We start from the raw sequence: 26145 nt of genomic DNA on the forward strand, positions 1-26145 counted from the left end.
AGATTGTGTGACTGCGGGGCACACTAAAAAAAACAGAACCCTCTCGGCTCTGCATAGTCACTTTTAGGAAAAAACAACAAAGTTCTACTCTATTTTACCTTCATCCTTCAAGACTTTTTCAAATGCCCTGACAATTTCTTCATCGTACCTTATCCCCGCTAAGCTTTTTAGCTCATCCATTGCGAATTGCGCTGAATAAGCCTTGCGATATGCGCGGTCTTCAGTCATAGCATCGAAAGTATCACAGACAGCAATGATCTTTGCCTCAAATGTAATTTCATCACCTTTGAGTCCGTAAGGATAGCCTGAACCATCCAGCCTTTCGTGGTGTTGTTCGATGATTTCACCTAAGTAACAATATCCCGTTTCCCTGACCATTTCTGCTCCATCGCCGGGATGCTTTTTGATTAAGTCACATTCGATTTCCGTTAGTTTATCCGGTTTATTCAAAACTTCAACTGGAACTTTAATTTTTCCAATATCATGTAATATAGTAGCCTCAAATAATTTTTGAACCATATTTACTGGAAGTTTAAAATATTTCGCGATCTTTACCGAATAGGTGGCAACTCTCTCACTATGATTAAATGTATAGCGATCTTTTGCCTCTACCTTTTTAGTAATGTCTGTTAATTTGCGAAATCCTTCACTTACCTGTTGAAAAGTCGGCTCGGTAATGACCCATAGATAAGTGACGTCGGTCTTGGCAGTAAAATAGACAGGCTCTTTTAACCCCTTAACAGTAAAATAGTCTCGTGTGGTTAAAGTTACTTTTCCCTCATCCTGATCGCATTCAATCTCCCCATTTAAAATATAAATAAATTCTAGCACATCAGGATTTTCACTGGGATATATATAAAACATCTTATCCTTATAGATTGTTTGCAGCATGATATCCACGCCATTATCTCGTGATAATAGACTGAGCTCATTTGAAAATTGGTGCACTACATCTATTTGGTTACCTTGTTTTGATATTTTTAAACCCTTCACCATGATATCTCCTTATTAGAAATAAAAATGGAATCTATCAAAAAGAACCCATTTTATATCTATTAGAAATGTTAAAAGTAGTTTATAGGTTTTTTTACGACCCTACTGGTTGGATAGGATCAATCCACACCCACTTATGTGCGATCTTTACATGTTTCCACTCACAAACTGCGGTTACTCCCAGTTCGGCAGCTGCCTCAATTGTTTTAGCTGTCATTCCGGCAGTCTGCTTGTCCAAGTCATAGATAAGCTGGTCTAATTCTGCATGGAATTGGGCGGTGCGCTCCGCAAAAAATTCAGACTGCTGTTTTAATGAGTTCTCCGCTGAAATTACCTCAGCATCAATTGCAGCTAATCTTTCCTTGATTGCAGCGGCTTTATCGGAATCTGTTTCAGCTAACAACCCTGCTTCCATGCGGGACTGTTCTTCTCTCAATGAAACAATCACATCAGCACCTTTGACAGACTGAATGTCAGAGAAATAATCACCTTGAAGCTTGTCCGCTTTTGCGACCGCCTTATCAATTTTTGTGTCGATTGCTTGATTTGTTTTTTCGATAAGCTTCAACGCTTTTTCAACATCTCCATTTTCAGCAGCAAAAGCTCCTGTACCAAATGCTAGTGTTAGAAAAATAGAAAACAATAACACGAAACTTTTTTTCATTTTCTTTTTCCTCCATTTAAATGAACCGAAAACATTATCTGAATACGCATGAAAACAGAACCTGGTTATGGTCTCTTCACATCTAACGAATTTGAATGCAAACATAATTCAGATAAATAAGTCCGAACATTCTTATATTTTTTACCATTATACGATTTATTTGTCTATAATTCTACATTTTTCTAAAAATAATGATAACAAAGCCTTAAACAATACTACAAAAAAATCACCTCCTAAAATAAATCAAGGAGGTGACTTTAAGTTAAGATCCTAAATTCTCTATCTTGTTCATCAGGCTGGTTAATTCATTCGCCGTCTGCACAATTTCCGAGTCTTGTAACAGGGCAGGATCAAACTTGCCGTTTTCGATATTTTGCAAATAGGAATCAATGCCTTTATTTAATTTCTCATTGTATTCCACAATCTGATTGTGAATATCTTCTGCTATGGATGGTGCTTTTGTTTCATTAAAATCTTTGATGTCCTGTTGCATGGTTTCCAGTTCATTTTCCAAGTTTTTTCGGGCTTCTTGATTTGTGACAGCGTCCTCTGCAAGCTGTGGTACATCTTCAGCAAAATTCCTTGCCTTATCCAAATAGTCGGTGGCTTCATTTACATAATCCACGGAATTGTTTACTTCTCCGAGAATTGAGCATCCGCCCAGCACAACTGTTGATAACAATCCAAGTATGATAAAAATCCTTTTCATCAGTAAACGTCCTTCCATTGCAGAATTTATTTATTTTTCCAGGAAACTTATCCGCACAATTACGGGTTACATCGGAATCAACTTTCTCTTATACAAAGCGGCTATAAAATTTAAGATAGAGACAGGAATTTTTTTAGGAAAAAAGCGTTTTAGATATACTCGATAAAAAGCAGATTTAAGGTCATTCCACTGTCTGCATTTTTTTGTCTGCCGAAATCGGGCCACATCAATGACTTTGATTTCTTTCTCAGAAGTGATAAATATATTTCGCAAATGGATGTCTGATGGATTCAATCCTTTTTGCTTTGCCAATAGTAATGCTTGATCAATTTCCTTAATATTATCTGAGGTAATCGGTATTCCTTGAACCAGGCATTCAAAAAGCGTAAGGCCTTCAATATAGTCGATGACTAAATAATTCCGACCGGATTCATATAAAGTTGGATAATACGAAATGCCCCGCAGCATTTCATAAATTTCTGCTTCTTCGCGGGCAATATCGACGTGATCGGGAAAAAATACTTTGATTGCTTTATTTGTAGATCGAATTCTGAATACATACGCACTTCGGCCTTCCCCAATAAACTCTAGGGATTCATCATAATCGAGCAGTGATATTTTCTTTTGATGCAAGCGAATTTTCACACTTTCGGCAAGAATACTGTAAGTAAGCAACATACGAACTCCTTTCCTGAATAGAATGACTCGATAAGGAATCCACTCTTTTATATAAAATAAAAGACGCTACAACCGATATTTGGTTATAACGTCTTTGTAACGAACTAAAGACCTCACCAAATAAACGGCAAGGTCTCGCAAACAACCTGAGTTGCCAGCAAGGCCGAGGATGATCATCCCGTATTGACGACTTTGCTGTATAGCTACTCCCCTCATGGAAGAAAATCATTCAGATTTCATTTATATAATTATTATAGGGTAGAAAATTTTTACCGTCAAATAATGTGGCGTATACATTATAATGAAGTATTCTCTCTTTGTAAATGTATGCCTGTTCTTTACCGATTAGACCAAGCTCTTGACTGGATTTGCGACAAATTGGAATTTCCTCCGATTTAAAGCACCCCATAATTGTTCAGTTGCCTCTTCTGACTGCGTACCTGCAAACCGTTCCATTACTCTGTAAGCATCATCTGAAGTAATCTGAAGAATCGGCAGCAAGTGTTCACTTGCTTCCTCGTCATCCCAGTCTATTTCCGGCTCACCTGTTAGACTCTCGTCGGCATCCAATATAACACTCCCATTTTCCGTATCTAAAACTGACGACATTTCCATACTGTTAAACAAATAAGCGTCTATTAATTCGTCCATTAGCTCTATTTTGTGCTCCTTTTGATCAAAGTCAAAGCTTAAATAGTTCCTAACAAACCTACTATAACAAATTCATCCAATTGATCAAATTTTATACTTGTGGAATTCCTAATACCGATATTACAATAAAAAACAGCCCCCTGTACACAATGAGGCTGGCTGTTTAAGAATTTATTATTTATTAGGGAACAGTCCGACTAATTCGTGACTTTCCCCCGCTTTTTATCCTTTTGTTTTTCATGGGCACGGGTATGGGCCTGCTGGCGATCCTCTTCGATTTCATCCGATTTTCGGACACCTTGAGGAACAGTGGTGGATGAAACTTTCTTTAACCCGGTTTGATCCTTTTCATAGACAAAGGAAGCTCTTGTGGAAATGTCTGCTCCTGGCTCCGTTACAAATGGAAGCACCCGGTAATCTGCTTGCCATCTTTCCGGAGTAACCCGGCAGCGAACATAGCCGCGATAATCATTAAAAAATTTGATATGCGGATTTAGTGATAAAATTCGGTCGGTGTCTGATCTCTTATCAGCCCCATTCCCTCCGGAAGTAATCGAAGTCCCGACAAATTCCGCACCAATTATACCTGAATTCGGCTCGTTATAATCAGTCAGGAGATTGGAAGCCCAGCTAGCATGGACATCCCCGGTGAGAACGATCAAATTATTAATATCCTCGTTTTTAGCAAAATCGGTGACACGCTGGCGTGCGGCGGGGTAGCCGTCCCAGGAATCCATACTAAATTTTGAAGCAGTGCTCGTTCCGTAATTCCGCTGGGCTAAGAATATTTGCTGTGCGAGAACATTCCATTTATAATCTGAGCCGCCGAGATTGCCCAACAGCCATTCTTCCTGCTCTTTGCCTAGAAGGGTCCGTTTCGGATCCAGGGATTCCTCCGTTTGAGGTGAACTCTTGTCATCGTTTGCCTGATCATCACGGTATTGGCGGGTATCAAGAACATAGAAAGACGCTAAATCCCCATAAGAGAAATTTCGATATATTTGCATATCAGCTCCATGAGGCAATGAAGTTTTGCGGAGCGGCATGTGTTCATAATAGGCCTGGTAAGCTGCGGCACGGCGTGTAACAAATGCCTCAACCGATTGGCCTTTTTCCGGAGTCAGGTTCGCGTAATTATTTTCCACTTCATGGTCATCCCATGTCACTACCCATGGAAATGCAGCGTGTGCCGATTTTAGATTTGGATCTGAACGGTATTGGGCATACCGATTTCGATAATCCTCTAGAGTGATAATTTCCGGACTGTTATGCGTGCGAGTGTTGCCGGATGCGGAAATATATTCATTTGGTCCGTATTCATATATGTAGTCTCCCAGATGAAAGACTAAGTCGAGATCCTCTTTAGCCATATGCTTATAGGCGGTAAAGTAGCCGTGTTCATATTGCTGGCAGGAAGCAAATGCGAAAGTCATGCTGGAAACGCTGGCGCCGATTGCCGGGAGTGTTTTTGTTTTCCCCGCAGGACTGAACTCATTTCCGCTTTTAAAACGATAGAAGTATACCCGGTCAGGCTTCAATCCAGCCACTTCCACGTGGATGGAATGGCCGAGTTCTGGTCTGGCCAACTCAGTGCCTTGCTGTACAATGTGACGGAAATGCTCATCCCTTGCAATCTCCCATTTGACAGGTATATTTTGCTGAGGCATTCCTCCTCCATTGAGCGGATCAGGTGCCAGCCTTGTCCATAATACAACTCCGTCTGAAAGGGGATCGCCAGAAGCAACACCAAGGGTAAACGGATAGTCACTAAACTTTGGAGCAGCATTTACCTCATATCGTCCCATTGACTGAGCAATCGTCAATCCTAGAGAAAGTCCGGCAATCTTACCCGCCCCCTGAAGAAAGTTTCGGCGGCCCATTGCTTTCTGTTGCAGCGATTCTTCATCCAGCTTCTTGATCCATTCACTCAAATCTCTTTCATCAACCATGATTTTCTCCCCTTCCGTATAAAATCTCTGGAACAGACTTTATTATAGAAGGCCTTTTTTAAACGGCTGTAAAGAATTGTAAAGGAGCGAGATTAGAATATGGGTATAATTTAACCGGTCTTTATAAACAAACATGAAAATTCGTCCGCTGGATTGAATTTTGATTAAAAAACAGGGTCCCACTTCGAATATTTATAGGTCTTTCGATTTAGACTTTTTAAAGTTTTCTTAATGGAAAAATAACAGAATCAATTATCCTTTACTGATTTTTGTCCTCAATATTCTGGTCCTCCTTTTTCTTTTTCCAATTACGAGGATTTAAATAACTTCTATATTTACTTGCAACTTCCTTTCCGACGATGGCTACACCAATCCAGAATAAAATTTCAGCTGTAATCAATGCACCTGTTACAAGAGTTACTTTTACAGTCGCGGTTATGCTTAAAAAGGGAACGATTACTGGAACAAGCCAAAGTAAGAAAGAAATGATTATCAAGTATATTCCTATCTTATAGATGACCGGGTTCTTTTTCTTCTTTGAGAATTGAGTCATGTTAACCTCCGAATTGGTTAGGTTGCTAGTTTTGTTACTAAGTTTGGGATTTGGTTGCTAATTTCAGAATTTGGTTACTGAATTTGAGATTTTAGTTGTGGTTTATAATTTTGCCAGGGAATTTTCTCCTGTGGTTTTAAAGATAACTTGTTTAAGCAATTTTGTAAATTGTGATCACCCTCTACTACATTGATTATAAAGAATTCCTGGTGAAAGCATAGAAGGTCGAAAAAACATCGGGAAGACTGCTAGAACCGGTCTTTTTTTGAAACCAAACAAGATCAAAACTCGTCAATTTATAAACGGAGGTGCAGGATTTGAAAAATAGACTGAATGCATTATTAGTTATTATACTGTTTATTCTCATGGGCTGCTCAAAAGATGGAACGACTGGGGAAAAGCCGCCAAAGTCCAAGATTAAAATCGGGAAGGAATCATATGAAACTTCATTGGGAACTTATTGCTGGAAAGGCACATGTGTCGATGCTATAGGATCGGTTGAACGGCTCAAAGGCAAGGTACCCGTAAAAGTTAAACCGAACGAAGAAATAAGGTTTGTGATTGATTATGAACCAAAACCAAATGACTTCCATCTCACACAGACTAATGAAGGAAAAGAAAAGGAAGTCACAGTGAGAGATAATCGGTTTGTTGTACCAACAGAGGAAGGGATCTATTACTATGATTATGGTGTATGGTGGATGGATGAGAAAGAGGAACACCTATCACATGGCGATGCTTCCTATGCTTTTGTTCTGGAGGTAAAATAAAAATGATAGGATTCGTAACATTGATCGTCGAAAGTAATCGCGGTTACGCAAAAAAGGTAACCCCTCCTTACCATCAGGCCCGATGTTTGTAAGGGAATAAGTTGCTTTTTTTGTCTCTATTAACTTATGCTAATGCAGCTGCACTTTATTCAAGTGCTTGAAAACAAAATAGAGAATGATTAAACCGTTCCCAACTATCCGGCTTCAGTTTTTTTCTTGGATTGTAACTGGCAGGAATTAAATCATCGATGGCCAGCTTTTTAAATTCCATCTTCATCACTCCAAAATCTAGACTTGATATAACAATCGTGACTGCAAAATTTCCGTTTTTTATTCCCGTAGCAACTAGGCGTTTAATGTACTTTTGTTAATTCTTAATAAAAGTGGCACAAACCCTATGTTGACAATGAAAAAGCTAGTAAATATTCCTATCCCTATATAACCTCACCGCAAATTTGCAAGCGGTAGAAACCTTTGCGCCTGTTGGCATTTTCCACTTTTATGCCCTGTCTGGTGATACCCCCCTTGTGTAATTCTGCGAAAATTCACGTGATGGGGGGCGTCGGCCGTTGGGCAATTGGCTGTAGAGATTCAATCCCCCCTTGGGGCAGCGTCAAAAGGTGTAAACAAGATACCGATCTTCTGTTTTTGTCTTTCGATCGTGACACCTCTTACACAAAGGCTGCCAGTTGCTTTGATTCCAAAACAGTCGCTGGTCACCTCGGTGCGGTTTGGTGTGATCTACCACCGTTGCTTTGGTGAGCGTTCCTTTCTGTTCACAGTACTTGCAAAGAGGATAAGTGTTCAAGAATCGTTTTCTTGCCTTCCTCCAGCGGTTATCGTAACCACGCTCGCTCGCATTCGGTCTATCATTTACATGAAGCTTTGCATGAAACTCGCAGTACTTATCATCGGTCAACAAAGGGCAGCCGTTGTGTTTGCAGGGCTTCTTTGGTTTTTTTGGCATTGTTCTCAACTCCAATACTCTATTAAAAAAGCCCCGAAGGATTTACCTTCAAGGGCTCGTGTTTATACTACTTTTACACCTTATACGATATCACAGGAAGAGGGTGGCTTAACATGGCTTTTCATGGCGTGTTTTTTAAATACAAACAAAAATGTTAAAAAGGCCCCCTGCAGAAGCAGAAGGCCTTACAAATTTTACAGGCTGTTTGATTGTTTACACAATATCATACCTGAACCATAACGGTATGATAACACCTTTGTTACAAAACGAATATACACCAATCTTGGTATGCATATCATCCAAACCTTTTAACACAACACTAACCGTAATTCCTCTTTGTCGTTCAACAATTCCTGAATGTTCATAAATTGACTTACCTCGCCGGTAATCGAAATACTGACTTTGCGATGAGGAACTGCTTGTGGATGAACAGCCCACACTTTTGCTTGGTAGTTACATTTCTTCTCAATCACTTCATACATCCAGCCACTGTAAAAGGCAGGAATAAATCCTAGCTTCTCTCCATTGACAGACATCACTACGATCGCTTTGTTGTCATGATCATTCTCGGGGTCTAAAGAAAACTCAACACGGTCACCCACTTGGAGCTGGTCAATTACTTGATCCCCATTATAATAACGCCATCCTGCAACAAAGAAATCCAAATCAAATAAGTTGTTCTCAACCAGGATTGGTGAAACAAACTCATAGGAATCTGTAGCCAAAATACCGCCTGTAGCCCGCAAAATATCCATTTCTGTACACTCTGATGAAAGTCCCAATTCTCGGAGTACTGATGGATAATCCGGTCTTCGGGGGTCTGGTAAACGTCGTGCAAACGGTCCAAAAAGATTACGGGAAGTATACGTCTTATTAGTATCTGGGAATGCTAAGTGAGGTCGATAGCCATTGTCCATAGCTTCTGCCAATTTTCTTCTATACCCATTTGTCTCATATGAAAATGTATAAATGCCATCTTCATGAAGTAATCTACCTACATGGTAACGCTGACGTGTCTCGACATTTTGCCAAATCAGCCACAGCTCAAACGGTCTCTTTCTCATGCTCTCACACTCCCTTCAAACCAATTTAAGATCCATGCCTTCCGGTAAAGTAAAAGGCGGATCACCCATTCTTTATCTAAATCATTCATTATGTCGTTCGGAATATCATTCACTATGGATAGTAGTATTCCCTTATTTAGCTGTTCTAATCTTTTTACAGCCAATTCCATTTCCCTAGGCAAATGACAGTGAAGAAAAGATAACAACTCAAAATGCTTCGGTCTTTTTCTATTAGGTAATCCAATGCTTGGCCTACCGCGGTTGCAGAAGCCTGCCAACATCTTGTCATCTGTTAACATTTTTTTCTTTTTTTCTGCGACTTCGTTAAAACCGAGGGAAGAGCCGTTATCATAAATGGGCGCCAATCGTATACCATTAGGTCCACTAAGAACACCCCAATTGTCACAGTGCCGATCATTATTGGCGATCAATGCATCAAAGACCGGTAAAGCTACAAAGTCCTTCTCTAAATCATATGCTGCAAGGAGGTCTATGATGTAGGGCAACTCGTAATAAGTCAATGAACGGCGATCAAAATCCTCAAATCGTGCCAGGAACAAATCTCCGCCTTCATACAATTCTTCCGTCTTAGGACGAAAATTTTTGGAAATTGTACCGACAGTACCTTTATGCATAGCTAACTCTACTTCAGCTGTATGTAAACCTAACTTTGTACCAACACTACTTGCTACAAATTCAGCCCAATGCCCACCTGTACCTTCGGTAGGTATCTTGAAAAGGTATTTTGTTGCGTTTTCAGGATCCGACTCTGGTTCAAGTAGCCAGAACTTTGTTCTGGTCCCCGAAGCCTGACTTTTGATATCTCGTATCCAGAGCGAGGTATCGATCATTGGTCATCGCTCCTTCAACTAAAATCGCTATTTTCTTTAAGTATATAATTTATGTGCCTAAATGTCACTCAGAAAACAAAAGCGGTGCTGTCTGTTGGTTACGTAATCTGGACCGTAAAAAATGGTCACTTGAAATCCCGTATGAAGTTAGCGGCGTTCCCACTCCTATGTATCCGGATTTAGTGGTGGTGAAAGCTGACGCACAAGGTTACGTTTTCGATATTCTGGAACCGCATGACCCTAGCCGGAAGGACAATTACCCTAAAGCTGTTGGTTTGGCAAAGTTTGCAGAGAAGCACTGGGACAAATTTGGTAGGATTCAGCTTATCCGGTTAAAAAAGGGTGTAGATGGTCGTGAGCACTTCTTTCGATTGGATATGGGGATAACAACGATCTGGAATAAGGTTCGCGGTATTACATCAAGCGAGGAACTAGACAGAATTTTTGATACCGATGCCGTGCGAGAAGACTAGTTTTTACATCTATTATGTCTCCTCGGCACTTGCAAAGTAGACATTTTCTAAACTGCTGATATACACCCATCACCTTTAGGGCAGTTAATATGTTTCTTAAAACAATAAAAATTAGGGTTTCCTAACATTGCCCCGTCAGGCAAAGTAGCTGGGGGAAAACTCAATGTCTGGAAGCCCTTTATTTCGGGGCATTTTCCCCCTAATTTTAAACCCTTGTCACCAATACTACTGCTCCATCATAATCTAATTCTTCAATCTTTCCGCAAAAATACACGTTTTCCAAACCTCTCTTATGTCTGCGTAAAAGTAAGACCCCGGGGGTCAAAAAACCCCCCGAACCATTAGTCTGAGGGAACATAAAACACACATCAATTTTCACTTTAAATCCACTAAACCTATTGCCACCAAGCTATTTCAACTCTATCAACGCTACGCACTCCACATGCGACGTCTGCGGAAACATATCCACAGGCTGCATGTATTCCACTGTATACAGCTTGCTTAATGTCTGCAAATCCTTTGCCAGTGTTGATGGGTTGCATGAGACATAGATGACTTTTTTCGGTTTTACTTTTAATATTGTTTGCAGCAGGCCGGCGTCGCAGCCGGTTCTTGGCGGGTCGACGATGAGGACGTCGGGCTTCCAGCCTTCTTTGATCCATTTTGGGAGGATTTGCTCGGCTTTGCCGACTTCGTATTTTACGTTTTTGCGATTATGGCGCTCGGCATTTTTGCGTGCGTCTTTGATCGATTCTTTAATGACGTCCATGCCGCGGACTTCTTTTGCGCTTTCTGATAGCCAGAGGCCAATTGTTCCTACACCGCAATAGGCGTCGACTACCTTTTCCCTGCCTGTTAGTGCCGCTGCTTTTTTCACTTCATCATAGAGCTTCACGGTTTGAATCGGATTCAGTTGGAAGAATGTCCGGGCTGATAGCTCATACGAAAGGTCACCCAATGTTTCGTTAATGACCTGTTCGCCGCCCAGATGCACTGTTTTTTCACCGAAAATAAGTGATGTATTTTTGTTATTCACATTTTGAACGAGTGATTTCACTTCCGGGAGCTGGTCTTTAATTGCCTTGACGATTAAGTCTTTTTTCGGCAGTTCGTCCGTGTTTGTAACGATTACTACCTGGACCTCGCCTGTTTGGAAGCCCACCCTGGTGATCACCGTCCTAATAACACCTTTTTTCTTTCTTTCATTATAGATTGAAATGTTTAAGTCTTTTAAAATCCGTTTCACTACCGAAGTGACCTTGTTGCTGGCAGGATGTTGGACCATGCAGTTAGGGAGGTCGATCAGGTTGTGTGAGTTCAACCCATATAAACCGGCAATGACATTTCCGTCTTTCAAGCCAACCTGGAATTGGCTTTTGTTGCGGTAGTTCCATGGGTCATCCATGCCGATTGTTTCTCTAATTTGATGAGATTCAATCGGGAATTTTGCATAGCGCTCCATCGATTGAATGACGATATCGCGTTTTCCCACTAGCTGCTGGCTGTAGCGCAAATGCTGGAGCTGGCAGCCGCCGCACTCTTCATACACAGGACAAGGCGGCGCGATACGATGCGGTGAAGCTTTACGTATTTTTTTAATTTTTGCTTCTGAGAACTTAGGCTGTACTTTCGTTGCTTCGGCAACAATTTCTTCGCCAGGCAGTGCGCCGGGAACAAAGACAACTTTCTTTTTAAAATAGCCGACCCCCTCGCCGTTGATGCCAAGGCGTTTTATCGTTAAAGGGAAGGTTTGCTTCACTTCAAGTTTCGTATCTTGCTGATTTGCCATTTTCTTCACTCCGTTTTTCAATGCTTCTCCATAGGTAAAGGGAAGCATAGCTTAAGAATGGAGCCCAATCTTTGATGTAGGTCTCCATTTCCTCCATAGTCGGCTTTTCAGGCAGACCGTATAACTTTTTCAATGCTTTTTGCAGGCCGATATCCGCTTTTGGAAACAGATTTGGCCGTCCGACCCCGAATAACAGGAAGCTTTCAGCTGTCCACTTGCCAATCCCTCTGATTTTTACGAGCGTTTCGATAATTTCCTGGTCTGTTTTCTTTGAAAGCTCATCTAAATCCAGATTTCCTACTGCAATTTCTCTGGAGAGCCCAATAATATATTCTGCTTTTCGAGCACTGAATTGGATTTCCCTTAGCTCTTCCACCGTAAGGGCTGCGGCGCGTTCCGGAGTCGGATAAAACCAGACTCCGTCCTTCTCGAATCCGAACGTTTTTACATATCGCTCTGTCAGCTTATAGGCGAAAGCAAGGTTCAACTGCTGATGGACGATGCTCTTTACAAGACAGCTGTAATAGTCAAAATCTAGAACAATCGCCGTACCGCGATGCTTTTCAAAGATTTCCATCAAGTCGGTACTCTTGAAGTGGGTGTCAATTTCTTTAAGCGGCTGGTGCCAATGAAAAACTTTCTTTAGGCGCTGCACCGCTAATTCTTTTGTTTCCTCAAGCTCACCTTGGATGATGAATACCGGGTTTTCCGTGTCTCCTGTACTTTGTATCTCTATGACAACAGGCTCTCCTTCTATATAAAGAGGGACTTTTATTGTGTGTTTTTCTATGTCAACTACATGAAGAGGATCCAATAATAATCGGTCAAGCACCAGATCAAAATTATAAGGTCCTTGAACCTCAAGTGTTTCGGTCCACATAACAACACCCTTTTGCAGTTTTTCACGTATTATAGCACGTTTTCCTTTAGATTACCTAAAAAAGATGGCGCCACTTTCTGCGGCATCCATCTTTTCACTCCAATGATTATATAATTTGGATTTATTATCTCTTGATTTGGACTTATTACCAGCCGAATTGGATTTATTATCATCTGATTTAGCGTAATTCCACTCTAGTTGATTAGTAAAGCATCGGATCTGGCAGCTGTTGCTGAATCATTAAATCATCGAGGCTTTTGAAGGTGTATCCTTGTTTTTTTAGATCTGTGATAATCGAGTCGAGTGCATCCGCGTTATCCTTGGAAACGGTATGTAAAAGCAGGATCGCTCCTGGATGGATTTGCTTTATGACTTCATTATAGGAATTCTGTGCCCCTTTTTGCTTGTCTACTTCCCAATCCTTGAAGGCAAGCGACCAGAAGATATGCAGATATCCTTCTTCTTTGGAGACTGCCATTGTCGTTTCACTGAATACACCGCGTGGCGGACGCAGGTAATTCATTGTTTTCTGTCCTGTCAGCTGTTCGGTTTTTTCCTTGACCATTTCAAGTTCCTGGCGAATCTTATCAGCTGTAATCCGGGTCATGTCAGGGTGATGCCAGGAGTGGTTGCCGACGATATGCCCCTCTTTCACCATCCGTTTTACTAAGTCGGGAGCAGAATTCAAGTAATGACCTGTCACGAAAAATGCAGCCGGGACTTGCTGTTTTTTTAACACGTTCAGCACCTTTTCGGTATAGCCGTTTTCATAGCCATTGTCGAAAGTTAGATAAATGTCTTTTTTTGTAGTATCTCCTTTATAGATCGCTCCATATTCAGTAATCATATCGTCATACATCTTGCCAGCCTCAGCCGGCACCCCGTTTTTCGCTTTCTTAAAGCCCCAATTATGAGGTGAATTAGATTCGGCTGAGACCATAGATGACAGCAGCATAAAAAAGCACAACACCATAGGAAGGAGTGCGAGTTTTTTCATATTCCATTTCCTCCTGTTATCGTTTTTGTTTTTATTGTTTGAAAGAAGGAAGAAATTATACTGGCATTATTAAGAGCCACTCCAAGCAAAGAATGGCTCCCCCATCCTTAATGGTTAATTCAGATCAGCGATTGAACAATAAATTAATGGCTTTCCAAATCAACGCAAGTGCAAACAGTAGGACCACTAATAGGCCAATGATAGCGAGAATTGGCGATAGTACTGTAAATAATGATGCTAGTGGAGTTCCTGCAGCAAAACCAGAAAGAATAATTAAGGCAAACCCGGCTAAGATTGCAAGGAAAAATATGAAAAAGTTACTTTCCACTTTTATTCCCTCCCTTCATTACTAATGTATGCACAAGTAAGTATGAGGTGAGGGCTGTCTACAAATGGAAAAGTAAAATTCTTGGTTCTAGGCAAATAAATCCTACATTACAAAATTATTGAATGAATTGATTCTTTTCTTTCTTCCCATGAGAGACTTTTGTTGATATTGTGTTGGGGTTATTCCTTCGTATTTTTTAAAGACCCTTGCAAAATAGTTCGAGTCGGAAAAACCGCATTTCTCGCTAATTTCCATCACTGTCTCCTGGCTATAGCTAAGGAAGTGTTTTGCTTTTTCAAGACGGCGACCTGTAATATATTGGGTAATCGTACAGCCTGTCTCTTGTTTAAACAGCCTGCTGAGATACTGGCTGTTAAGATAGACCAGCTCGGATAAAGTGACTAAATGTAATTCTAAATGAAGATTGTTATCTATGAACTCCATGATCGTTATAATATCTTCATGATTGCAAGATGCTATTGTTGGCAAAGAGCGGTCAGCCGGGTGGTCTAAGGCTGGTATATATTTAATTAATGCTTGCCTGATTTCGTTTGGATGAGCTGGTTTTAATAAATAATCACCCGCTCCCAATTTTATCGGTTGATAAGAGAAGTCAGGCTCCTCATACGCCGTAAGGAAGATAATACGGCAATCAGGGACATCCTCCTTAATAATTTCTGCCGCCATCAATCCATTCATTATTGGCATCTTAATGTCCATCAATACGACATCCATCTGCTCTTGCTTAGCCAATTCCACGGCATCCAAACCGTTTGTTGCCTCGAAGAGTTGGCTAATTCTGAGATTTTCCTTGTTAATTATCATTGTTAATACTTCCCGTTCCAACGGTTCATCATCGACAATCATCATCTTCAAGCTAGAACATCCCCTTACCTTGGAATTGCGATCCGCACGATTGTGCCAACTCCGATTTTGCTTTCAATCGCGGTAATGCCGTATTCTTCGCCAAAATAATGCTGCAGCCGTTTTTGTACATTATTCATTCCAATTCCTGTAGTATGGCTACTTTTTGGTTGGTTTGCTTTTGAAAATATGGAGGATACCCCTTCTTCAGTCATTCCTGCTCCCGTATCCGAAATCTCAAGATATACTTTATTTTCTTTTACAAACCCCTTAATTTGAATGACGACTCTGCTGTCCTGGGGCTCAAATCCATGCATGATAGCGTTTTCAATAATAGGTTGAATTGTAAAAATAGGAATCTTCACAGCTTTCGCATCTAATTCTATTTTTTGATCATACTGGATTCTGTTGCGGAAACGGTTTTGCTGGATATTCAGATAGTTTTTTATATAATCCAATTCTTCCTGTAACGTAACCATCTGGTCGAAATTACGCAGGCTGTACCTCATGATTTTAGCCAATGAATACGTCACATTTTGTGTCTGTTCTGCATTTTCCAAATAAGCAAGCCGGGAAATCGTGTTTAACGTATTAAATAGAAAATGGGGATTAATTTGTGCTTGCAGTACCTTCAATTGTGCTTCCTGGAGGAGTTTCTCCAACTCTGTACGGATTTGCAGCTCTTCCATCAGCTTCTGATTCTTTTCATTCAATTCTTGTTGTACCAGGTGGTTGGCACCTATTTTTACAATATAATTGGCTACAAGCTGCAGCATTTGTGCTGCCGCATCAATTCGGTTCTGGCTCGTGAATTGAATTTTCTCAAAGTAAAGCTGGAGGAGTTCTTGATCGATCGGTAACTGCTTCGACTTTTCACGAATCTGTTCTACCCGTTGCTCATCATGACCTTCGATTAATACTTGCCCGCACAAAACCGATCCAAGGTGCCTGCCGCCCAGAACAATGGGTGCCGCGAGGTCAATCAGTCCTGAATGGCAATAATGTACGATTGGCTTCGCTTGTTCAGCCGACATGAGTCCTACTTTTCGATCTGATACTATACAGCATTGTGACCCTTGTTCAGATGAGCGGATTTGGGTACAGAAATTTGTAAAATTAGAAGGCTTAGTTACGGGTACACCCTGCTCATCCGCAATGATGACTGCGAAACCCGTAGCATCTGAAAAGCGCTCCTGGATTTCCTGAAGAACCTCAATATTTACAATATTTCGCAAAGTAAATATAGTCAAAGTCTACCTCCATAATCTTTTATTTTCCATATTACTATTTTTTTTATTAGAATCTATTTCATTATACCCTATTATTAAGCTCAAAAGTATAAGCGCTTTATACGATGAAGGACAAAAAGATAGATTGGAAGATAAAGAAAAGAGAGAATATCGTATGCCTATTCCATTTTCTTTTTTCAATCTTGATGTAACGTTGGTTCAGTTGTGCCAATTCGATGATTGACATGACGGGCCAGGACGAATAAATAGTCAGATAAACGATTTAAATACTTAATAGCAATCGGATTGACCGGTTCTTTTTTATGTAAGGCAATCGCACACCGCTCCGCTCTTCGTACAATGGTCCTTGCACTATGAAGTGACGCACCGGTCGGACTTCCGCCGGGTAGAATAAAGTTGGTTAATACAGGAAGGGTAGTTTCCATGTTGTCTATTTCTTCTTCCAAAAAAGAAACATCTGCTTCTTCAATCGGCCACTTCACATTTTTTCCTGCTGGAGTGGATAATTCTGCTCCAATGTGAAACAGCTTGGTTTGAATGATATGGATGGTTTTCTGCAACTGTTCCCATTCTTCTCCATCCGGTAAAAAAGAAAAAGCTAAACCAATCATGGAATTGGCTTCATCACATGTTCCGTAAGCTTCCACTTGCGCAGATGCCTTTGAAACTCTTTTTCCATACACCAAACTTGTGTCACCTTTATCACCGGATTTTGTATAAACTTTCACTGTTTACACCCTCTCTATTTTAACTCGATTCATACACAGCGACATCATAAAAGTACGATACCCTTGAAACCGAAAAGACTGGTTCCGAGGGTATGTCATGTTGCAACATCCATGAATGTTCATTAGGATTAAATCATTCTATTTGTTTATTTGGAGAGACTGGCGATCAATTCTGAATCATCGAGCAGATCGACTGCCGCCTGGGCCACTCGCATGTCCTCTTCAACCGATCCTCCGCTTACGCCAACGGCTCCAATGATTTGGCCATTTTTACGCAACGGGATGCCTCCGCCGAACACGACAACCCGTCCGTTATTTGTTGTGTTGATGCCGTAAAGGTCTTTTCCCATTCCGGCTGCCTGAGCTAAATCTGAGGTCGGCATTTTCATCGCTACAGAAGTCCAAGCTTTGTTTTGGGCGATATCCACACTGACCAGTAAAGCATCATCCATTCGGTGGCAGGCTATGAAGTTTCCTCCCTCATCAACAATACTTATGACCATAGGAACTTCCATTTCATTCGCTTTCTTTTCAGCACTTTCAATCAGCCTTTTCGCTAATTCTAAATTGATCTGACTCATCTAATTCATCTCCTATTATAAAGATAATGGCAAACCTTTGACCAAACGGGCAGCGTTCTTGCCTAACCTGCGTCCGTTTTGAATATTGCCTTGTACATATGGTTCTTCCTGCTTCAACTTCTCGTGATGCACACATACATTTCCATTTTGATCGATACCTATACCTACTCGTAAAGGAGACATGGCTGCTGCCGCTGCCCCCAATTCAATAAAACTGCCCGTTTTATGCCGCTCTTGAAGTGAAAACGGGACACCTTCTTCTTCCAATCCGGCACAAACTTCCTTAATTTGTTCGGAAAGAAGAGCGCTGTTATATAAAATCGGAATGTTAATTTCACGTTTATTCATTTTAATACCTCTTGCCTGACAGAGGATAAGACTAACCCGGTTGCTACTGCATTTCGCGGACCCTCTGTTCCGCGTATATTGGCAAAACCCGCTACAATTCCGTACTTGCCCAGCTCCTCTGTCAGCATTTGCGGAATCTCAAAGTCAAGAGCCGATCCTCCAACCATGACGACAAAGGACAATCGTTTTAAATTGCCAGTTGGAACGACTCGCTTAAGAGCACGAAGCGCATTTGTCACAAATACCCTTCGTTTGGCACTCCGGCGTATTTCTCTGATTTTCTCCATTGATGCTTTGTTTGATAAAGGAGTTAGATCTTTTTCTTCTCGAATTACTACTTTCCCAAACGTATCGGGGGGAAAGGGAGCTTCAGAAAATAAAATCGTGCCGTCTTCTAACTGCATATGGAATATACTCAGTACTTTCCCCAGAGGATACTTTTTAATTTTTTCGGCCAGCTCCTTGTCTCCTAAAGCGAGTTCTGAATTGATCAGCATCGTGACCATGTCCCCTGCACCAGCTAAATGGCTTGAGATGATCTTTCCTGCTTCATTCATCATGGCAGCATCGGTTGAACCGCCGCCCATATCGATAATAACAATCGGCTTACGTGTACCAGGAGTTGTTAAGGCTCCTAAAATGGCCATTTCCGCTTCGACTCCGCCAATTTCAACGGCAATGCCGACTTCTTTTTCCAATAAGCGTGCGACTCTCTGGACAGGGACTTTATCTGTTTTCACCATGGAAGCTAAAGCAACACCACTTTCCATGGAAAGCTCGCCGGCCATTGACCCGCTAATAGAGGTCGGGATTACCGCATCAACGGCCAGAAAGTCAGAGATCTTAATTTCATTTAGTGCTTGTCCTGTGAGTTCTGCTAAATCGTGGCGCAGACCGTTAAACATCCCCCCGACATTTGTGCCTGTTTCTCCTTGGACGTCTACCAGCTCTTCCAATTTTTCGTACATATTCATAATCGCCTCTGCTCCATCATTAATGGAAACTTCCAGCTGCTGGTTTTTCGATCCTATTAATATGACCCTGCCCGCTTCTATCTTCCGTTCGACCACTTCTCCTTGTGGTGTCCGGATCACCACAGCGGAGCGGTTTCCGACTAATGCTTTAGCGACTAAAGCAATTTGTATCGTCTGGTCGGGATCCAATTGAAAAACAGTGGAGAGACCATATGGATTACTTAGTGTCCGAATCACATGTCCCGGTAAAGCGACTTCAATTGCCGCCAATTTCAAAAGAGGAACTTTTTCAATCAATGAAACCTCATCAACGATCGGAATTTTTTTATTCAAGCGGTTGTGTATTAACACACCGTCATCTTTTTGAACAATCGCACCAGTAACCGATATTCCATCGCTTTCTGCCTGATTCAGGCGGTGCGCCACCCATTCATAATCAAAGGGTTTGGGGATGACGGCGATATAACCCCGCTCTTTTTCCTCTACATCAAGTAATTGATCAATCAAAACAGTTGTCCCGACACCTAAACCTGCTCCCCCCGGGGTATCGGGATTATGTCCGATCATGGAAGATTCCGTAATGATTGTTTCGCTTATCAGATCCATGGCCAAATCTCCAATAACTGGAACGGCATCATTCAACCGAATAAGATCAATATCCTTTAACTCAATAGCCGCTTTTTTGGCCGCTTCCTGTAGAGCTAAACGAATGCCTTTTACATTATCAGTCGTTCCTTTTATGCCCGTCGTTCTAACTAAATGCTGCGAAAGAAAGTGTGCATGGTCTCCCTCTACACTCGCGATTGCTACTTCAGTTGAGGAATTGCCAATATCCACACCGGCTAAAATTTTTGCTGCCATCCCTTTAGTCCTCAATTTTCTTTAATCTTCCACGTCTTTCATATACATCCGCAGCTTCGCGAATTAACAGGGCATTTTCCGTCGCTCCATAATTTTTTTCCAATTCATCGGCAATCGCTAAAAGCTCTTCTTTAGTCGAGCGGTTAGGGCGCAGAGCATTATAGATTTCTAAAATACGGGCATCCGATATGCTAATCATTTCAGCTGCGCGGCGAAAGTTTTTCGCCAGTTGTGTTCTTCCTAAACTTTCACTGATCTCCGCATGCATTTCCAGAGTTTTGGGACTGATACGCAAATCCGCACTTGTTACTTCCCCTTGTAAAGCGGCTTCTAATGTTAGATTGTTATAGGCCTTGTCAGTAGGTGTGTATAACAAATCAGGACTCTTTGAACCGAGCGGATAGTCTTCTCTCGTTAAGTTTTTCATTTGTTCTTTTATTGAATGATCCATCTGTTTTGCCTCCTAGTCTTTTATTAAAAACTCTGCTTTTAATTCAACAGGCTTTTGATCTGGAACAAGCGACTGGCACTCCTTTAAATAAAGCAAGGCTGCTGCCGCCTGGTACTTAGGGCGTGTCATTTCGTCATTTACCACCAGTACGGGATTCGGACTTTCCCCTATCGCATACATGGCTGCGTTTCGGCCGATCTCCCGGTACATTTCTAAAGTAATTAATGGAGATTGTGGAAATAATTCAAGATTGCTTAGCGGATCCAAATCGCGCTGATGGATCACTATCGTTCCCCGAGACTGTAAGCCAATGCTGATGCCCGAACCGCTCATTTGGGCTGCTCCATGCGCCATAAACGCCAAGTCAGCTGTACGCAAGCTGCGAATCACACGTGGAACGGCTCCTTGCTCTTCAATCCCGGATAGAATTTCACGCAGGACCGACGCATGGTCGACTTTCACTATTGTTTTATTCATTTCTTTTCCAAAAGCTGGAGCTATTGCTACGATAACTTCTCTCGGATTTGTTCCTTTTGCTGCCGTTCCGATTTCCGTTAATTTCATTTCAATCGAAAATGTTGTTGACGTCATACTTGGTTCCCTCCCTTAATCAAAGTCTTGTGGACTGATGGCTTGTCGAATGTTTTTAATTTCCTCCCATCGTTCCGGACTGAGACGATATCCGGATCCAGGGCCCTTGTAATCGTTTTCATCATTTACTGCGCTTATGACTAGATTATCTCCATTGATTATTGCCGAAGGATGCAAATAGTCACCGGCAACCCTTTGTTTTAACATATTAAAAATCCGTTCTGCTGTCTGTCGGTATCCACGCTTAGCCAAAATAAGCGCAATATCAAATCCGGAAATGCCATCCCGTAAAATCCGCTCAGCTGATTTTAAATCCTCTACGACGTTTCTTGTTGGCATATCTACACTGCTATTGGCATATGTTGCCGCTTCGACTTCTTCATCTGTAATAACAGGGAATCCCAGCTCTTCAAAAATAGCCTGCATCGATTTAGCGGCTTGATAACGGGCTTCAATGACACTTTCTTCATCCACCGGTTTTAACCCTCCGTCCACCATCATGTCCCGCTGAATAATCAAGTAATCGTCCAGGTCGCTGGCATCCATATTCGATCCAGCAAACATATCTTCATTGTTTGGTACTGCACTAAATCCGGCAAAGATAAAATCTGTACCTGGAAGCATTTGAGTAAGCATTTTTGCGCTCCTGCGGATTTCCGAATGAGAGAAGGTTTGGTCATTTCCAGAGGCTACTTCCAGATCGAATAATGTCGTAGCCAAGTTTTCAGCCAAGACGGCACGGATCCCACTCGGTACAGAAGCTGGAATACCGATGCAGCTGATGGAACCATTTTGCAAACCTTGAACGCCAGCTCCTTTCGCCATCATGACGCAGCGAATTTCTAAATAAAGCATCGATTTTCCTTCCGCACCTGCCATTTGTACCTCTGAACCCGTACCTGATGTAAAGCGCATTTTAGCACCGCGTGAAGCATAGGAAGAGGCTAAAAATGATTTAGACCATGGTGTATCATCTCCATCAATAAACACAGGCTCCGTTCCATATATCGAAATGGTTTCAGCGTAGGATGTTAATCCAAGCATCGCTAAACGCAGTTCCGTCGCTTCTTCTAACGAATCTTGTGTTAAGATTCCTCCTCTTGCTGTTTGGGAGCCTACAAGTAATGCCAACGCATTGAAGGGAGCGTAACGGACAACCCCAACCGTGGTTTCCTGTTCATCAAATCCATAAAGCCCCGCTTCCGCAGCATCAGCTGCCATGAGTACAGGATTATCGCGCACATTTGTAACATGGCATTGGTTAGACGGCGTTTTCCTTGCCCGCATCTTTTGTAGAGCCATCATCATTTCAACTACATTCATGTGGTTAAGGACTTCCAATACTTTTGCGGGTGTAAGTCCTTTTGTCAGTTCTAAAACTTCTGCACGGGACACATTGATATCTACGAGCTTACGGGCAATCTCCACGCTGTCAAGAGCCAAGACTTGTTCGGTCACATTTGCATCAATCATATAATCTGCAATAAACTGATCCAACATATCAAATTCGTCTCGTAGCTTTCCATCTAATTCTATGATCCTTCCATTTTCAACTTTGACAGAAGGCTTTGGATCATTAGGACTCGACATAGCGACAAACCCCATTTCGGGCCATTCCTTTACAAAACCATCCTTATTGACAGGTCTTTCTTCTAAAATTTCAAATCGTTTTGAACGACGCATGAAAGTATCCCTCTTTCTATAATTATTTATATCATTAGTACGTTTTCGCAGAAGTCGTGATTTCTTCCTAAATGCTCTCTGTTTCTTCCATTGTCTGCTTACTGCTCATCGAACAGCTCATACGGTTTTTTAACTCACCTGCCTCTTCTCTTTTACTTATTATAATTTTCTGACAACTATTTGTCTCTAGAGATTGATTACATTCATTAGCACTTTTTACACTTTTTTATGAATGTAGTTCAAATCTTTATACAGTATGGGTTCAGAGTTTCACCATAGAAAAAGGCATTATCGAAAGCAGTCCCGTAGAGGAAACTGCTTTGATAATGCCTCACTAAATCCCTTTGCCCCTCGCTAGAAATGGAACGATTCGACATGTTGAATATCACCAATGTTTAAGGTCAATTCACAAGTAACGGGAGCTTTTTATTTCTATTTAAATACCGGTTCCTTAAACTGCGCTAATTTTTCCAACGAAGTTTGTGCAACATCTTGGTGCAAGCTGTTTCCATGGGAATCCATTGTCACGACAGCTGTAAATCCTTCCACTTTCAGATGCCACATTGCTTCTGGAACGCCGAATTCCATTAAGTCGACACCTTCAACCGATTTAATGCAATCAGCATAATACTGTGCAGCGCCGCCGATTGCGTTCAAATAAACACCGCCATGCTCCTGAAGCGCAGCCAGGGTTTTCGGTCCCATTCCGCCTTTTCCGATCACGGCGCGGATGCCGAATTTCTTCATAATGTCGCCCTGGTAAGGCTCCTCACGAATCGATGTAGTCGGCCCTGCCGCTTTTACATGCCATTTGCCTTGTTCATCCTTCATCATCACGGGACCACAATGGTAAATAACCTGGCCATTCAGGTCTACCGGCGCATCATGGTCCGTTAAATATTTATGGATCGCGTCTCGTCCCGTATACATCATCCCGGTAATATGGACGACATCGCCTACTTTTAATTCGCGGATCTGTTCTTCGGTAATCGGCGCTGTCAGGACCACTTCACGGTTTGTCGGAGTGGTGGCTGTTTCTACTGACGCAGCTGATTCTACAGCGGCAAGTTCTTTTTCTGCTTCTGAAGCAAAATCAATTTTATCGCCGTCCTTGTATAGCCATTCGTTAATTTCGCCTGTTTCCGGATTCACTTTTATTCCTAAGCGGCGGAAAGCCCAGCAGTTATAGGCAACCGAAACAAAAAAGCTGGCAGGGATGCGGTGCATGACACCGATTTTGCAGCCAAGCAGTGTCGTTTCACCGCCAAAGCCCATGGTACCGATTCCCAGCTCGTTCGCTGTTTCTATAATATATTCTTCAAGCTTACGGAGGTCTTCATGGGGATTCACGTCGTCTGAATTTCTGAATAATTGTTCCTTCGCCAAATCGTATCCGGAAGAACGATCACCGCCGATTCCGACGCCGATAAAGCCGGCACTGCAGCCCTGGCCCTGTGCCTGGTAAACAGAATGAAGGATACACTTACGAATTCCATCAAGGTCACGGCCTGCTTTGCCGAGCCCTTCCAGCTCGCAAGGTAGGCTGTATTGGATGTTTTTATTTTCACAGCCGCCGCCTTTTAGGATAAGCCGTACATCTATGTAATCATTTTCCCATTGCTCGAACTTCATGACCGGAAGCCCGAGGCCAAGGTTATCACCGCTGTTTTTTCCGGTTAACGAATCAACAGCGTTTGGACGCATTTTCCCATCCTGTGTAGCTTGAATCATTGCCTTTTTAATGGCTTCTTTGATCTCCAGCTGGTTCACCCCAACCGGTGTTTTTATTTTGAATGTCGGCAGGCCTGTGTCCTGGCAAATCGGAGATACTTTATCATCTGCCATAGAAATGTTTTGAGTAATTGTCGACAAACTCATCGCGGAACGGGTTCCCGCATTTTCACGTTCTTTCGCACCCTTGATTGCTCTGCGAACATCTCTTGGAAGATTCGTTGATGTTTCCACAATCAGGTTGTACATACTTTCTTGTAATTTTTCCATATTCATCTCCCGCTTCCCCCTCTATCTTTCCATGTTTCTTTCAGTCCCAGTCAGGATGGATCCTGTCTGTACCTGCGAAAAAGGAACAATTCAAAATATTTTTTCCTGCTTCATTATACTCCTATACTTCTGATTAGAAAAGGGATCTATTGCAACCGATTACACATACTTTTGTGTCTGACACAAAATAAAAAACCCTGTTTCCAATACAAGGTTTTCAGAATGTTGCAGGATATAAGCTCATACAATGGAAAGCAATTATACGCTTTTGCTCCGTTTAAATTGTTCAACTTTTGTTTCTAGCTCATCTATAATACCGATTAAGCGGTCTATATCTTCAAGATCAGTATTTTCAGGTTCGATGTTTTCAAGAACCGTCATAAACATGGATAGGCGTTCTTTTAAATAAGTTAATTGATCATCTTTGTCTACAATTGATTTTCCCACTATTTTCGCTCCTTTCATCTCTACTATCCTACCTAAATCATAAGAATTGTGCAACTGAATCCAGGAGATCTGATTGGGCCACTCTCATTGACATTATCAATCTACTTTCCGATAATGGGTGAGGGCATGCCCACAGTTAGGGGTTTACATTAAAATGATACCAACAACTAATAATCTGCTGCAACCGATCACTCCCGGTCACGATCCATGGGAAGCATATATGGATATCGAGCAATATGGAAAACTTACGCTAACGAACGTTGAATTCACAACGACAACCTTATGCAATATGAGATGCGAGCATTGCGCAGTCGGCTATACGCTTCAGCCGAAGGATCCGAGTGCCCTTCCATTGGATCTGTTAACGCAGAGGCTTGATGAAATCCCGACACTTCGTTCACTGAGCCTTACAGGCGGCGAACCGATGCTTTCCAGGAAACAAGTTGAAAATTACGTAGTGCCTCTTTTGAAATATGCCCGGAATAGAGGCGTCCGTACACAAATAAATTCTAATTTAACATTAGATCTGGAACGGTACGAAGCCATCATCCCTTATTTGGATGTTCTGCATATTTCCCATAACTGGGGTACTCTCGACGATTTCATTGACGGCGGTTTTGCGATGATGGAACGTAAGCCTTCCCGTGAACAGCGTGCAAAGTTATTTGAAAAAAATGATCGAAAATTCACGTGCTTTATCTGAAGCGGGTGTCCTCGTTTCCGCTGAAACGATGCTGAACAAGCGCACGCTTCCCCATTTGGAACATATCCATCGCCAAATCGTCGAAGAAATGGGATGCAAGCTCCATGAAGTTCATCCGATGTATTCTATGTTATAAATCTCATGTCATTCATGAAACAAAAAAAATAGCCTCAAACCATTACAGGCTTAAGGCTTTCCTTATCAGCTTATCTACATCAAGATTACCTATTTCTACAATAAGTCCTCCATTAACTCCTACAGTAATCTCCTCAGCTTTTGGCTCAGGTCTCCCTAACATCTGCATTACTCTACTTGGTATGTCAACACTAAACTAGACAATTTTTTCA

General features: G+C 41.8%; 28 protein-coding genes and 1 pseudogene. 4 read left to right on the forward strand and 25 right to left on the reverse strand.

Translation table 11 applies throughout. The annotated features are described in order from the left end of the window. Positions 1-84: 84 nt before the first annotated feature. The 7 genes from ELQ35_RS15375 to ELQ35_RS15405 all read right to left on the reverse strand — a co-directional run bounded on the left by ELQ35_RS15375 (position 85) and on the right by ELQ35_RS15405 (position 6197). The gene (locus ELQ35_RS15375; RefSeq protein WP_126865758.1) at positions 85-993 is read right to left on the reverse strand and encodes an HD-GYP domain-containing protein; all 909 of its coding nucleotides are present in this window, start codon (positions 991-993) and stop codon (positions 85-87) included. Between the two features lie 94 nt (positions 994-1087). Continuing rightward, on the reverse strand, positions 1088-1657 hold the full coding sequence (locus ELQ35_RS15380) for a hypothetical protein (protein WP_126865760.1): 570 nt from the start codon (positions 1655-1657) through the stop codon (positions 1088-1090). 262 nt (positions 1658-1919) lie between these two features. Continuing rightward, positions 1920-2366 (reverse strand): DUF6376 family protein, encoded by a 447-nt coding sequence (locus ELQ35_RS15385; protein WP_126865762.1) that lies wholly within the window; start codon positions 2364-2366, stop codon positions 1920-1922. Between the two features lie 66 nt (positions 2367-2432). Continuing rightward, positions 2433-3041, reverse strand: coding sequence for a protein kinase family protein (locus tag ELQ35_RS15390; protein ID WP_246026091.1), 609 nt, complete (start codon positions 3039-3041; stop codon positions 2433-2435). Between the two features lie 348 nt (positions 3042-3389). Next, the gene (locus ELQ35_RS15395; RefSeq protein WP_126865766.1) at positions 3390-3695 is read right to left on the reverse strand and encodes a hypothetical protein; all 306 of its coding nucleotides are present in this window, start codon (positions 3693-3695) and stop codon (positions 3390-3392) included. A 197-nt stretch (positions 3696-3892) separates the two neighbouring features. Further along, a complete protein-coding gene (locus ELQ35_RS15400; RefSeq protein WP_126865768.1) occupies positions 3893-5644 on the reverse strand; it encodes an alkaline phosphatase D family protein in 1752 nt (583 codons plus the stop codon). A gap of 259 nt (positions 5645-5903) precedes the next feature. Then, positions 5904-6197: a transporter suffix domain-containing protein gene (locus ELQ35_RS15405; protein ID WP_126865770.1), complete on the reverse strand. Its 294-nt coding sequence runs from the start codon at positions 6195-6197 to the stop codon at positions 5904-5906. A 308-nt stretch (positions 6198-6505) separates the two neighbouring features. Between ELQ35_RS15405 and ELQ35_RS15410 the strand changes: the two genes are divergently transcribed. Continuing rightward, positions 6506-6967, forward strand: coding sequence for a hypothetical protein (locus ELQ35_RS15410; protein WP_425466832.1), 462 nt, complete (start codon positions 6506-6508; stop codon positions 6965-6967). 145 nt (positions 6968-7112) lie between these two features. Here ELQ35_RS15410 and ELQ35_RS23485 read toward each other — a convergent pair whose 3' ends face one another. Then, positions 7113-7238, reverse strand: coding sequence for a hypothetical protein (locus ELQ35_RS23485; protein ID WP_281278130.1), 126 nt, complete (start codon positions 7236-7238; stop codon positions 7113-7115). Positions 7239-7544: 306 nt separating this feature from the next. Here ELQ35_RS23485 and ELQ35_RS23770 point away from each other — a divergent pair, with 306 nt between their 5' ends. Further along, a complete protein-coding gene (locus ELQ35_RS23770; RefSeq protein ID WP_425466833.1) occupies positions 7545-8174 on the forward strand; it encodes a hypothetical protein in 630 nt (209 codons plus the stop codon). 68 nt (positions 8175-8242) lie between these two features. On the opposite strand, the gene ELQ35_RS15425 is transcribed toward ELQ35_RS23770, so the two are convergent. Continuing rightward, entirely contained in the window at positions 8243-8998 is a 756-nt protein-coding gene (locus tag ELQ35_RS15425; RefSeq protein WP_126865774.1) for an HIRAN domain-containing protein, read from the reverse strand. Next, positions 8995-9849 carry a HipA domain-containing protein gene (locus tag ELQ35_RS15430; protein ID WP_126865776.1) on the reverse strand — a complete coding sequence of 285 codons (855 nt, stop codon included), beginning with the start codon at positions 9847-9849 and terminating at the stop codon, positions 8995-8997. The genes ELQ35_RS15425 and ELQ35_RS15430 overlap by 4 nt, the downstream gene beginning before the upstream one ends. Between ELQ35_RS15430 and ELQ35_RS15435 the strand changes: the two genes are divergently transcribed. Continuing rightward, positions 9849-10322: a hypothetical protein gene (locus ELQ35_RS15435; protein WP_221884979.1), complete on the forward strand. Its 474-nt coding sequence runs from the start codon at positions 9849-9851 to the stop codon at positions 10320-10322. The genes ELQ35_RS15430 and ELQ35_RS15435 overlap by 1 nt on opposite strands. Before the next feature lie 409 nt (positions 10323-10731). On the opposite strand, the gene rlmD is transcribed toward ELQ35_RS15435, so the two are convergent. From rlmD to ELQ35_RS15510, 15 genes are all read right to left on the reverse strand, one after another. Continuing rightward, the gene (gene rlmD / locus ELQ35_RS15440; RefSeq protein ID WP_126865778.1) at positions 10732-12111 is read right to left on the reverse strand and encodes a 23S rRNA (uracil(1939)-C(5))-methyltransferase RlmD; all 1380 of its coding nucleotides are present in this window, start codon (positions 12109-12111) and stop codon (positions 10732-10734) included. Continuing rightward, a complete protein-coding gene (locus tag ELQ35_RS15445; RefSeq protein WP_126865779.1) occupies positions 12083-12991 on the reverse strand; it encodes a DNA-3-methyladenine glycosylase family protein in 909 nt (302 codons plus the stop codon). Before ELQ35_RS15445 ends, rlmD begins: the two co-directional genes overlap by 29 nt. 202 nt (positions 12992-13193) lie before the next feature. Then, the gene (gene pdaA / locus ELQ35_RS15450; protein WP_126865780.1) at positions 13194-13988 is read right to left on the reverse strand and encodes a delta-lactam-biosynthetic de-N-acetylase; all 795 of its coding nucleotides are present in this window, start codon (positions 13986-13988) and stop codon (positions 13194-13196) included. A gap of 124 nt (positions 13989-14112) precedes the next feature. Next, positions 14113-14316, reverse strand: a complete 204-nt coding sequence (locus ELQ35_RS15455) for a hypothetical protein (protein ID WP_126865782.1) — start codon at positions 14314-14316, stop codon at positions 14113-14115. A 102-nt stretch (positions 14317-14418) separates the two neighbouring features. Then, positions 14419-15186 carry a response regulator transcription factor gene (locus ELQ35_RS15460; RefSeq protein WP_246026095.1) on the reverse strand — a complete coding sequence of 256 codons (768 nt, stop codon included), beginning with the start codon at positions 15184-15186 and terminating at the stop codon, positions 14419-14421. A 20-nt stretch (positions 15187-15206) separates the two neighbouring features. After that, positions 15207-16430 carry a sensor histidine kinase gene (locus tag ELQ35_RS15465; protein WP_126865786.1) on the reverse strand — a complete coding sequence of 408 codons (1224 nt, stop codon included), beginning with the start codon at positions 16428-16430 and terminating at the stop codon, positions 15207-15209. A gap of 176 nt (positions 16431-16606) precedes the next feature. After that, positions 16607-17158, reverse strand: coding sequence for a cob(I)yrinic acid a,c-diamide adenosyltransferase (locus tag ELQ35_RS15470; protein WP_126865788.1), 552 nt, complete (start codon positions 17156-17158; stop codon positions 16607-16609). Between the two features lie 146 nt (positions 17159-17304). Next, the gene (locus ELQ35_RS15475) at positions 17305-17739 is read right to left on the reverse strand and encodes a GlcG/HbpS family heme-binding protein (protein WP_126865790.1); all 435 of its coding nucleotides are present in this window, start codon (positions 17737-17739) and stop codon (positions 17305-17307) included. A 15-nt stretch (positions 17740-17754) separates the two neighbouring features. Next, positions 17755-18087 (reverse strand): glycerol dehydratase reactivase beta/small subunit family protein, encoded by a 333-nt coding sequence (locus ELQ35_RS15480; RefSeq protein ID WP_126865792.1) that lies wholly within the window; start codon positions 18085-18087, stop codon positions 17755-17757. After that, the gene (locus ELQ35_RS15485) at positions 18084-19922 is read right to left on the reverse strand and encodes a diol dehydratase reactivase subunit alpha (RefSeq protein ID WP_126865794.1); all 1839 of its coding nucleotides are present in this window, start codon (positions 19920-19922) and stop codon (positions 18084-18086) included. Before ELQ35_RS15485 ends, ELQ35_RS15480 begins: the two co-directional genes overlap by 4 nt. Positions 19923-19926: 4 nt before the next feature. Next, positions 19927-20373, reverse strand: coding sequence for a diol dehydratase small subunit (locus ELQ35_RS15490; protein ID WP_246026093.1), 447 nt, complete (start codon positions 20371-20373; stop codon positions 19927-19929). Positions 20374-20385: 12 nt separating this feature from the next. Beyond that, positions 20386-20964 carry a propanediol/glycerol family dehydratase medium subunit gene (locus ELQ35_RS15495; protein WP_126865796.1) on the reverse strand — a complete coding sequence of 193 codons (579 nt, stop codon included), beginning with the start codon at positions 20962-20964 and terminating at the stop codon, positions 20386-20388. Between the two features lie 15 nt (positions 20965-20979). Beyond that, on the reverse strand, positions 20980-22647 hold the full coding sequence (locus tag ELQ35_RS15500; RefSeq protein ID WP_126865798.1) for a propanediol/glycerol family dehydratase large subunit: 1668 nt from the start codon (positions 22645-22647) through the stop codon (positions 20980-20982). A 432-nt stretch (positions 22648-23079) separates the two neighbouring features. After that, the gene (locus ELQ35_RS15505; protein ID WP_126865800.1) at positions 23080-24654 is read right to left on the reverse strand and encodes a fumarate hydratase; all 1575 of its coding nucleotides are present in this window, start codon (positions 24652-24654) and stop codon (positions 23080-23082) included. Positions 24655-24906: 252 nt separating this feature from the next. Beyond that, a complete protein-coding gene (locus ELQ35_RS15510; protein ID WP_126865806.1) occupies positions 24907-25095 on the reverse strand; it encodes an SE1561 family protein in 189 nt (62 codons plus the stop codon). A gap of 154 nt (positions 25096-25249) precedes the next feature. Here ELQ35_RS15510 and yfkAB point away from each other — a divergent pair. Beyond that, a pseudogene (yfkAB, locus tag ELQ35_RS15515) lies at positions 25250-25922 on the forward strand (radical SAM/CxCxxxxC motif protein YfkAB); the annotation flags it as partial. Between the last annotated feature and the right edge of the window lie 223 nt (positions 25923-26145).

This window comes from Peribacillus cavernae (genome assembly GCF_003989135.1).
GTDB lineage: Bacteria > Bacillota > Bacilli > Bacillales > DSM-1321 > Peribacillus > Peribacillus cavernae.